Here is an 8,244-nt window from a genome sequence, read left to right as displayed (position 1 = left end):
CAGGCCAGCGGGGTCGAAAGCGGTGACCGGTGCGGGTCAGCGCGTCGGCGACCGGGGCGGTGCGCTCGCGCGCCTGCTCGAGCAGCGCGTCCAGCTCGCCGGTGAGGGCGAAGTCGCCCAGCAGGTCGGCCAGCGGCCGCAGCCAGTCAGCGCCCTGGCCGCCCAGCACGAGGGCGAACGGCTCGCCGCCGGTGAGGCGGTCGACGAGGGACGCGCGGTGCGGCGTGGCGGTGGTGCTGACGGACAGGGGCGTGTCGAAGATCGTCACGGGGTGGGGGCCTCTCGCAGGGGTCGGTCTCCCCATCATGACAAGAACATGAGGGGTTCCTCAACTTTATCCCGAGGGTTTCCTCATGTTTCTTCGTCACGTCCCGCTCGCTCTCCGCGACGTGCGAGGGAAAAGGACCGCCCCCGCGCGGAGACGGTCCTTTCCTTCGCACGTCGCGGCGGAGCCGCGCCGAGGTGCCCTAGACGGAGCCGCCGGTGAGCGTGAGGCCACCGTCGACGACGAGCGTCTGCCCGGTCACCCAGGCGGCGTCCTGCGACAGCAGGAAGGCCACGACCGAGGCGATGTCCTCGGGCTCGCCGAGCCGCTTGAGCGGGTACTCGGCGGCGACCTCGTCCTCGCGTCCCTCGTAGAGGGCGCCGGCGAACCGCGTCTTGACCACGGCGGGGGCGACCGCGTTCACCCGCACCGACGGGCCGAGCTCGACGGCCAGCTCCTCGGTGAGGTGGATGAGCGCGGACTTGGACGCGCCGTACATGCCGATGCCCGGTGCCGGCTTCAGCCCGGCGATGGACGCGACGTTGACGATCGCGCCACCGTGCTCGCCCAGCGCGGCCGCGTACGCCTTCTGCGCCCACGACAGCGCGCTGACGACGTTGACCCGGAAGATCTTCTCGACCGCGCCGAGGTCGACCTCGATCGCCCGGCCGTACACCGGGTTGATGCCGGTGTTGTTGACCAGCAGGTCGAGCCGCCCGAAGCGCTCGAGCGTCGCGGCGATCGCCTCGTCCTGGTGCGCCGCGTCGTCGGCGCTGCCGGCGACGTAGATGGCGCGGCCGTCGCCCAGGGTGTCGGCCGCCTCGGCCAGCGCGGCCTCCTTGCGCGCGGTGATGCACACCTGCGCACCCTCGTCGACGAGGCGCTGGGCGATGCCCAGGCCGATGCCGCGGCTGGCGCCGGTGACGATCGCGACCTGGCCGGAGAAGCGGCCCGTCACGAGAGGCGCTCCAGCACCATGGCCATGCCCATGCCGCCGCCCACGCACATCGACTCCACGCCGATCTGCTTGTCGTGCCACTGCAGCGAGTTGATGAGCGTGCTGGTGATGCGCGCGCCGGTCATGCCGAACGGGTGGCCGACGGCGATGCCGCCGCCGTTGACGTTGAGCTTGTCGACGTCGATGCCCAGCTGCTGGGCCGAGCCGAGCGCCTGGACGGCGAACGCCTCGTTGATCTCGAACAGGTCGACGTCGTCGATGCCCATGCCGGCCTGCTTGAGCGCGCCGCGGATCGCGTCCACCGGACCCAGGCCCATGATCTCCGGCGACAGGCCGGTGACCGAGGTGGAGACGATGCGGGCCAGCGGGGTGAGGCCGAGCTCGGCGGCCCGGGTGTCGCTCATGACCACCAGGGCCGCGGCGCCGTCGTTGAGCGGGCAGGCGTTGCCGGCGGTCACGGTGCCGTCGGGGCGGAAGACCGGCTTGAGCTGGGAGACCGCCTCGTACGTCGTGCCGCGCGCGGCCGTCGTCGGTGCTGACGACGGTGCCGTCGGGCAGCGTGACCGGGGTGATGTCCTTCGCCCAGAAGCCGTTGGCGATCGCCTGCTCGGCCAGGTTCTGGCTGCGCACGGCGAAGCGGTCCTGCTCCTCGCGGCTCATGCCCAGCACCTGCTGGACGTTCTCGGCGGTCTGGCCCATCGCGATGTAGACGTCCGGGATCTTCCCGTCCTCGCGCGGGTCGTGCCAGGTCATGCCGCCGCGGCTGAAGTCGTCCGTGCGCTGGACCGCCTCGGCGAACAGCGGGTTGAGCAGGTCCTGGCCGGGGATCGAGTCGCTGTTGCCCTTGGTGAAGCGGCTGACCGTCTCCACGCCGGCCGAGATGTAGGCGTCGCCCTCGCCGGCCTTGATCGCGTGGAAGGCCATGCGCGTGGTCTGCAGCGAGGACGAGCAGTAGCGCGTGACCGTCGTGCCGGGCAGGTGGTCGTACCCGGCCAGCACGGCGACGTTGCGGCCCATGTTGAAGCCCTGCTCGCCGCCGGGCAGGCCGCAGCCGAGCATGAGGTCGCTGATCTCGCGCGGGTCCAGCTCGGGCACCTTGTCGAGCGCCGCGCGGACCATCTGGACGGTCAGGTCGTCAGGACGCATGTCCTTGAGCGACCCCTTGAACGCGCGGCCGATGGGCGACCGCGCCGTGCTCACGATGACTGCCTCGGGCATGAGGCTCCCCTCTCGGTTGGGTCGGGACTCAGAAGCCGAGGTCGCGGCCGATGAGCTCCTTCATGATCTCGTTCGAGCCGGCCCAGATCCGGGTCACGCGGGCGTCGCGCCAGGCGCGGGCCACGCGGTACTCGTTCATGAATCCGTAGCCGCCGTGCAGCTGGACGCAGTCGTCCAGCACCTCGTTCTGGACCTCCGAGGACCAGTACTTGGCCTTGGCCGCGTCGATCGCGGTCAGCTCGCCCTTGCTGTGCGCGAGCACGGCGGCGTCGACGAAGGCCTCGGCGGCCTCGATCTTCGTCACCAGGTGGGCGAGCAGGAACTTGTTGTGCTGGAAGGCGCCGATCGGCTGCTTGAACGCGTGCCGGTCCTTCGCGTACTGGATCGTCTCGACCAGGATCTGCTTGGCGTGCGCGATGTTGGAGACCGCGCAGGTCAGCCGCTCCTGCGGCAGGCGCTCCATCATGTAGATGAAGCCGCGGTCGACCTCGCCGATGACCCGGTCGTCGCCCAGGCGGACGTCCTCGAAGAACAGCTCGGCGGTGTCGGACTCGGGCTGGCCGACCTTGTCGAGCTTGCGGCCGCGGCTGAAGCCCGGGTCGGTCGCCTCGATGCCGAACAGGGTGATGCCCTTGGCGCCCTTCTCCGGGGACGTGCGGACGGCGGTGACGATGAGGTCGCCGCTGAACCCGTTGGTGATGAACGTCTTGGAGCCGTTGATGACCCACTCGTCGCCGTCGCGCACCGCGGTGGTGCGCAGGGCGGCGAGGTCGGAGCCGCCGCCGGGCTCGGTCATGCCGATCGCGGCGAGGATCTCGCCGGACGCCATGCCGGGCAGCCAGCGCTCCTTCTGCTCGGGCGTGCCGAGGTCGACGATGTACGGCGCCACGATGTCGGAGTGGATGCCCACGCAGGAGGCGAGCGCGGCGCTGACCTTGCTCAGCTCCTCGGCGAAGACGGCGTTGAACCGGAAGTCGCCGGCCTCGGAGCCGCCGTTCTCCTCGGGGATCTCCAGCCCCAGCAGGCCCTGCTCGCCGGCCGCGCGCCAGAAGTCGCGGCTGATCGCCTTGTCCTCGATGTACTGCTCGAGGTGCGGCTCGACCTGCTTGGCCAGGAACGCCGCGCAGGTGTCGCGGAAGGACTCGTGGTCGGCGTCGAAGAGAGTGCGGTGCATGAACGTCCTCGTGGCTCGGTGGTGCGACGCGCCCGGTTGCTAAGCGCTTGCTTAGCGTGCCAGACCTGCGCCATGCTGTCTACCGACCAAGGAGGGCTGAGATGCCGACCACCGCGCGCGAGCGCCTGCTGAGCGCCGCCGTCGACGCCTTCGCCGAGAAGGGGTTCGCGGCCACCACCACGCGCGACATCGCCTCGCGCGCCGGCATGAGCCCGGCCGCGGTCTACGTCCACCACGACTCCAAGGAGAGCCTGTTCTTCCAGGTGAGCCTGTCCGGCCACCAGGAGACGCTCGAGCTGGTCGAGAAGTCCGCCGCCCGCACCGACGAGCCGGTCGAGCGGCTGCGCGGGCTGATCTACGACTTCAGCCTCTGGCACGCCCGCAACAGCCGGGTCGGGCGCATCGTGCAGTACGAGTTCAACGCCCTGTCCGCCGAGCACCGCACCGAGATCGGCGACTACCGCCGGCGGATCGAGCGCGTGGTGCGCGACGTGCTGGCCGACGGCGTCCGTGCCGGCGCGTTCGACGTGGACGACCTCGGCGGCACGGCCCGCGCCCTGCTCTCGCTGGGCGTCGACCTGGTCCGCTGGTACTCCCCCGACGCCGGTTCCCGGACGCCCGAGGACCTCGCGTCCCTGCACGCGTCCCTGGCCGCCCGCATGGTGCAGCGCAGCTGAGCAGCCCCTCGGCCACCGGCCGCCCGACGCACGACACGCCCGGCCCCTCGGGGACCGGGCGTCGTGCGGTGCTGCGGGTGCTGAGGTCCGCAGGGACGGGAGGATCAGGCCTCGACCGGGGCCTCGAGGACGGCCTCGGCGTTGATGAGCAGCTTGATCGTGTCGCCGATCATCGCCTTGTCGGCGCCGGCGACGGGGATGTTGAAGTCGATGCCGAACTCCTTGCGGCTGATCTGGCCCTTGGCCTCGACGCCCACGCGGGTGCCGCCCCACGGGTCGCCGCCCTCGCCCAGGAACTCGACCTCGAGCTCGACCGGACGCGTGACGCCCTTGATGGTCAGGTCGCCGGTGACGACGAACTCCTCGTCGCTGACCTGCTTGACCGACGTGCTGGAGAAGGTCATCGCCGGGTGGGTCTCCACCTCGAAGAAGTCGGCCGAGCGCAGGTGCGCGTCACGGTCGGCGGTGCCGGTGTTGATCGACGACAGGTCGACCTTGACGTCGACCTTGGAGGCGGTGACGTCGTCGGTCGTCACGAGGGTGCCCTCGAACGACTCGAACTTGCCGCGCACGCGGCTCATCAGGTGACGGACCTGGAAGCCGATCTCGGTGTGGGTCGGGTCCAGGTGCCAGGTGCCGGTGGTGACCATGGGGTTCTCCTCGGGTTGCAAGTCGGTGGGTAGTTGCCTTTTCAACTTCCGAGGAACAACGTACCATGTTGTTGAACAGTCAACAACCCCCTCCCCCGGAGTAGGATCGATCACATGAGCACGTCCCCTGCCGACACCCCGTGGCTCGATCCCGCGCAGCAGCGCAGCTGGCGCCTGCTCCTGGGTGGGACGACCGTGCTGTTCGACCGGCTCGACCGCGACCTGCGCCAGGCCCACGGCCTCTCCCTGGCCGAGTACGAGATCCTCGTCCGCCTGTCGGAGTCCCCGGAGCACTCGGTGCGCATGTCCGAGCTGGCCGACGCGCTCTCGCACTCCCGCAGCCGCGTCACGCACACCGTGTCCCGCCTGGAGAAGGCGGGCATCGTCCGCCGCGGCCAGTGCGGCGAGGACGGTCGCGGCGTCTGGTGCTTCCTGACCGACCACGGCATGCGCACGCTCGAGCAGGCCGCGCACACCCACGTCCGGGGCGTCCACGACTACCTCGTCGCGCAGGCGTCCCCCGACGACTTCGAGGCGATGGGCCGGGTCATGCAGGCCGTCGTGAACCGGGTGGCGGAGGGCGACCGCTGCTACGGCGCGCCGTCCAACCCCGCCGACTCGCTGGCCTCCCCCGCCACGGCGTGACCGTCTCCGAGGACCTCGAGCGCGACTTCCGGCTCGGTGGCCTGACCGTCTGGGGCACCTACGACACCGGGCGACCCGGCGCGTTCATCGAGACGGACGCCTTCGACGACGCGTACGTGGACGGCGAGCGCCACGGCACGCCGCACGGCCCCTGGCGTCCGGGGCTCATGCTGGTGATCACCCCGACGTCCTGCGTCGCCACCGAGCACGGTCCGACCGACGACGTGTGGCTCGTCGAGGTCGCCCAGGCCCTGCAGGACGCGCTCCGGGCGGACCTCGGCCGGCCGTGGCCGGTCGTGCTCGACCCGCCGGACCGGCTGCTGCCCCTCGAGCCCCGTCTGGTCGACGGCGAGGGCGCGTGGGTGTGCGGCGACGACGTCGTGTGCCTCATCGGCCGCCTCCACGAGCACGAGCTGTTCTGACACCACGACGGCCCCGGACCTGCTGGTCCGGGGCCGTCGTCGGTCGTGCGTCGGGCTTCAGTCGCGCGTGAGGCGGCGGTGCGTCACGCGGTGCGGCCGCGCGGCCTCGGGGCCGAGGCGCTCGATCTTGTTGGCCTCGTACGAGGCGAAGTTGCCCTCGAACCAGAACCACTTGCCGCCGTCCTCCTCGTCGCCCTCCCAGGCCAGGATGTGGGTGGCGACGCGGTCGAGGAACCAGCGGTCGTGCGACGTGACCACGGCGCAGCCGGGGAACTCCAGCAGGGCGTCCTCCAGCGACGACAGGGTCTCGACGTCCAGGTCGTTGGTGGGCTCGTCGAGCAGCAGCATGTTGCCGCCCATCTTGAGCGTCAGCGCCAGGTTCAGGCGGTTGCGCTCCCCGCCGGACAGGACGCCGGCCTTCTTCTGCTGGTCCGGGCCCTTGAAGCCGAACGAGGCCACGTAGGCGCGGCTGTTCATCTCGAAGTTGGCGACCTTGATGAAGTCCAGGCCGCCGGAGACGACCTCCCAGACGTTCTTCTGCGGGTCGATGCCGCCGCGGCTCTGGTCGGCGTACGAGATCGACACGGTCGAGCCGACGTTGAGCGTGCCGCCGTCGGGCTTCTCCTCGCCGGTGATCATGCGGAACAGCGTCGTCTTGCCCACGCCGTTGGGGCCGATCACGCCGACGATGCCGGCGCGCGGCAGCGAGAACGAGATGTCGTTCCACAGCACGCGGTCCTCGAAGCCCTTGGTCAGGTGCTCGGCCTCGAGCACCACGTCGCCCAGGCGCGGGCCCGGCGGGATGTTGATGTCGGCGGTGTCGATCTTGCGGGCCTTCTCGGCCTCGGCGGCGAGCTCCTCGTAGCGGGCCAGACGCGACTTGCTCTTGGTCTGGCGCGCCTTGGCGTTGGAGCGCACCCACTCCAGCTCCTGCTCGAGGCGCTTGGCGCGCTTGGCGTCCTTCTGCCCCTCGATCTTGAGCCGCTCCTTCTTGGTCTCCAGGTACGTGGAGTAGTTGCCCTCGTAGCCGTGGATCGAGCCGCGGTCGACCTCGGCGATCCACTCGGCGACGTTGTCCAGGAAGTACCGGTCGTGGGTGATCGCCAGGACGGCGCCCGGGTACGTCTTGAGGTGGCCCTCCAGCCAGCTGACCGACTCGGCGTCCAGGTGGTTGGTGGGCTCGTCGAGCAGCAGCAGGTCGGGCTGCTGCAGCAGCAGCTTGCACAGTGCGACGCGGCGGCGCTCACCACCGGAGAGGTGGTCGACGAGCGTGTCCGGCGGCGGGCAGCGCAGGGCGTCCATGGCCTGGTCCAGGCGCGAGTCCAGGTCCCACGCGTTGGCGTGGTCCAGGTCGGTCTGCAGGTCGCCCATCTCGGCGAGCAGCGTGTCGAAGTCCGCGTCGGGCGCGGCCATCAGCTCGGAGATCTCGTTGAACCGGTCGAGCTTGCCCTTGATCTCGCCCACGGCCTCCTGGACGTTCTCCAGGACGGTCTTGCCCTCGGTCAGCGGCGGCTCCTGCTGGAGCATGCCGACGGTGGCCTCGGGGTCCTTGATCGCGTCGCCGTTGTTGGCGTGCTCGAGGCCGGCCATGATGCGCAGCAGCGTGGACTTGCCGGCGCCGTTGGGTCCGACGACGCCGATCTTCGCCCCGTGCAGGAACGAGAGCGTGACGTCGTCGAGGACGACCTTGTCGCCGTGCGCCTTGCGCACGTTGCGGAGAGTGAATACGTAGTCAGCCATGGTGCGACCAGCCTACCGAGCGCGCGGGGGTGCGCGTGCCGTGCGTCAGCCGCGCGCGACGAGCAGGCCCTCGCGGGTGCGCCGGTAGTCGGCGACGACTCCCTCGAGCGGCTCCACCACGTGCTCGCGGGCGACGTCGTGCACGACCTCGCGCAGCACGGCCTCGGCGCGGGCGGCGCGCTTGCGGGCCGAGCCGACCACGAACGGGCGGGTGAGCAGCGCCAGCACGATGCCGCCGAGCAGCCCGCCGACGGCGAGGACGACCGCGAGCGGGTTCCACTCCTGGCCGAACGCCATCGCGACCAGCCACGCCACGCCGGCGATCCCGGCGAGCAGCAGCAGCCACTGCAGCGCGGCGAGCAGGTACCAGCCGGCCGGGGTGCGGTCGAGACCGAGGTCGGCCGAGCCGAGGCGCTCGTCGAGGGTGTCGACGACCTGGCGCTGGCGGGCGTCCGCGGTCTCGCGCACGGCCGTGGCCCACGGTCGGCTCATGCC

Annotated in this window: 8 protein-coding genes and 2 pseudogenes; 3 read left to right on the top strand and 7 right to left on the bottom strand. The window is 70.9% G+C overall.

Annotation, left to right across the window (positions count from 1 at the left end):
• The 4 genes and pseudogenes from AC2W7G_RS05205 to AC2W7G_RS05190 form a co-directional block, all read right to left on the bottom strand.
• A partial coding sequence (locus AC2W7G_RS05205) for a hypothetical protein (RefSeq protein ID WP_485867502.1) occupies nt 1-268 on the bottom strand: 268 nt, incomplete at its 3' end.
• Between the two features lie 199 nt (nt 269-467).
• Nucleotides 468-1,223: an SDR family oxidoreductase gene (locus tag AC2W7G_RS05200; RefSeq protein WP_485867501.1), complete on the bottom strand. Its 756-nt coding sequence runs from the start codon at nt 1,221-1,223 to the stop codon at nt 468-470.
• Nucleotides 1,220-2,441: pseudogene (locus AC2W7G_RS05195) on the bottom strand (acetyl-CoA C-acetyltransferase). Before AC2W7G_RS05195 ends, AC2W7G_RS05200 begins: the two are co-directional and overlap by 4 nt.
• Nucleotides 2,442-2,469: 28 nt before the next feature.
• Nucleotides 2,470-3,615 (bottom strand): acyl-CoA dehydrogenase family protein, encoded by a 1,146-nt coding sequence (locus AC2W7G_RS05190; protein ID WP_485867500.1) that lies wholly within the window; start codon nt 3,613-3,615, stop codon nt 2,470-2,472.
• A gap of 101 nt (nt 3,616-3,716) precedes the next feature.
• Between AC2W7G_RS05190 and AC2W7G_RS05185 the strand changes: the two genes are divergently transcribed.
• Nucleotides 3,717-4,292, top strand: a complete 576-nt coding sequence (locus tag AC2W7G_RS05185; RefSeq protein ID WP_485867499.1) for a TetR/AcrR family transcriptional regulator — start codon at nt 3,717-3,719, stop codon at nt 4,290-4,292.
• 104 nt (nt 4,293-4,396) lie between these two features.
• Here AC2W7G_RS05185 and AC2W7G_RS05180 read toward each other — a convergent pair whose 3' ends face one another.
• Nucleotides 4,397-4,942, bottom strand: coding sequence for a YceI family protein (locus AC2W7G_RS05180; RefSeq protein WP_485867498.1), 546 nt, complete (start codon nt 4,940-4,942; stop codon nt 4,397-4,399).
• Between the two features lie 114 nt (nt 4,943-5,056).
• Between AC2W7G_RS05180 and AC2W7G_RS05175 the strand changes: the two genes are divergently transcribed.
• Both AC2W7G_RS05175 and AC2W7G_RS05170 read left to right on the top strand, forming a co-directional pair.
• The gene (locus AC2W7G_RS05175; protein ID WP_485867497.1) at nt 5,057-5,587 is read left to right on the top strand and encodes a MarR family winged helix-turn-helix transcriptional regulator; all 531 of its coding nucleotides are present in this window, start codon (nt 5,057-5,059) and stop codon (nt 5,585-5,587) included.
• The gene (locus AC2W7G_RS05170; protein WP_485867496.1) at nt 5,584-6,009 is read left to right on the top strand and encodes a hypothetical protein; all 426 of its coding nucleotides are present in this window, start codon (nt 5,584-5,586) and stop codon (nt 6,007-6,009) included. The genes AC2W7G_RS05175 and AC2W7G_RS05170 overlap by 4 nt, the downstream gene beginning before the upstream one ends.
• 57 nt (nt 6,010-6,066) lie before the next feature.
• On the opposite strand, the gene ettA is transcribed toward AC2W7G_RS05170, so the two are convergent.
• Nucleotides 6,067-7,749: an energy-dependent translational throttle protein EttA gene (gene ettA, locus AC2W7G_RS05165; protein WP_485867495.1), complete on the bottom strand. Its 1,683-nt coding sequence runs from the start codon at nt 7,747-7,749 to the stop codon at nt 6,067-6,069.
• Nucleotides 7,750-7,794: 45 nt separating this feature from the next.
• Nucleotides 7,795-8,244 (bottom strand): annotated as a pseudogene (locus AC2W7G_RS05160) (hypothetical protein); the annotation flags it as partial.

The organism is Aeromicrobium sp. PFPM2_SD2 (assembly GCF_057364525.1).
This window is presented reverse-complemented; position numbering and strand designations above follow the sequence as displayed.

Excerpts from the sequence above, each read along its gene's own strand:
- AC2W7G_RS05190 (WP_485867500.1), bottom strand. The coding sequence starts at position 3,615 with ATGCACCGCACTCTCTTCGACGCCGACCACGAGTCCTTCCGCGACACC.
- AC2W7G_RS05185 (WP_485867499.1), top strand. The coding sequence starts at position 3,717 with ATGCCGACCACCGCGCGCGAGCGCCTGCTGAGCGCCGCCGTCGACGCC.
- AC2W7G_RS05180 (WP_485867498.1), bottom strand. The coding sequence starts at position 4,942 with ATGGTCACCACCGGCACCTGGCACCTGGACCCGACCCACACCGAGATC.
- AC2W7G_RS05175 (WP_485867497.1), top strand. The coding sequence starts at position 5,057 with ATGAGCACGTCCCCTGCCGACACCCCGTGGCTCGATCCCGCGCAGCAG.
- ettA (WP_485867495.1), bottom strand. The coding sequence starts at position 7,749 with ATGGCTGACTACGTATTCACTCTCCGCAACGTGCGCAAGGCGCACGGC.